This window comes from uncultured Duncaniella sp. (assembly GCF_910578445.1).
Lineage (GTDB): Bacteria > Bacteroidota > Bacteroidia > Bacteroidales > Muribaculaceae > Duncaniella.
The window spans coordinates 1-1,238 of sequence record NZ_CAJTQC010000064.1 but is presented as its reverse complement, the minus strand read 5'-3'; the positions used below and the strand labels follow the sequence as shown (position 1 = coordinate 1,238).

General features: G+C 48.5%; 1 protein-coding gene. It reads right to left on the bottom strand.

What is annotated here, in order from left to right:
- Nucleotides 1-147 precede the first annotated feature (147 nt).
- Nucleotides 148-1,125 carry an IS110 family transposase gene (locus QZ311_RS12285; RefSeq protein ID WP_297068503.1) on the bottom strand — a complete coding sequence of 326 codons (978 nt, stop codon included), beginning with the start codon at nucleotides 1,123-1,125 and terminating at the stop codon, nucleotides 148-150.
- Between the last annotated feature and the right edge of the window lie 113 nt (nucleotides 1,126-1,238).

The window sequence follows — 1,238 nt, the reverse complement described above, 5'->3', positions numbered from 1 at the left end:
ACTATATTAAAATCCAAATAAAATGAGGCAAAAATTACATCCACCTTAGATTATTTGAGAATAGTCATGCCTCCGTCCGCTCTTGGGGGCGGTTTAGGCCGCCCCCGCCGCTGGGGCATCCCCTCGCCAGAAGGAGAGAGGAAGTGTTCAGACGGTGGCATCAGGTTTCGTAGAAACGAAACCGTTTATATATGACTTATTGGATGTCACAACAGCAAAAGCCTGTCTGACGAGTTTGTTTGCTACGGCAATCATGGCAACCTTGCCGGATTTTCCATTGCCTCGTAATCGTTGGTAGCATTCCTTGCACGCCTTGTTGTGCTGACTTGCTGACCATGCCGCCACATAAAGCATTGAACGCAGAGTCTCATCACCGTTACGGTTGATATGTCCCCGGATGTTTATGCTCGTGCCGGACTGCTCTATTGTTGGACAGATACCGATAAAGCGGGACAACTGCTTGGCATTGTCGAAGTAGGTAAAGCCTCCGGTGGCTATAATCAGCGCTGTGGCAAGTGTGACCCCGATACCCTTTATTGAGGTAAGGAGTTTCAGCTGCCTGTCAAACACCTCGGTCACGACCGCCTCCATTTCCTGCTGCATGTACTTGATCTGCTTCTCAAGGAACGTTATGGTCTGTTTAAGAGAATTGACACACTTCTTGTCCTTAACCGGCAGAGGTTCAAGCGATGAGAGTAGATTCTTTGTCGCTGTCAGTTGCTTCTGGAGTTGACGCAGGACTGTTTTCTTCTGCTTCAGAATCATTATCTGTTCTGATGGGAACTTATAGGGTTCAGGCTTGAACCTCTCCCCGAAATCGGCAATGAGACAAGCGTCTTTGGAATCCGTCTTGGTTACGGACATCATCACGCGGGCATAGTTCTTAATCTTCTTCGGATTGATGAGGCTTGCCCGGATGCCCGACTTGTCAAGAAGATAAAGAAGGAGGAAACAGTAGTTGCCTGTCGCCTCCATCACGCAGTGGTGGATGGCAGGGTCAAGCTTCGAGATGAACCTGCGGATGCCTTTAGCATCATTTGGGAAGGTCTCGGTACGGTAGCTTTTCCCGTGAAGGAAGGCTGCTACAAAAGTCGCTTTGCTGATGTCGATGCCTATGTATGTCATATTATCAAATCTTTTGTCAGGAACTACATCTTTTGCACTCTCGTCGCAAACACGGGGTCGGTTTCACCGCCCCAACGAACTATCCAGTCTTTAGATGTAAAAGCATGGGGACC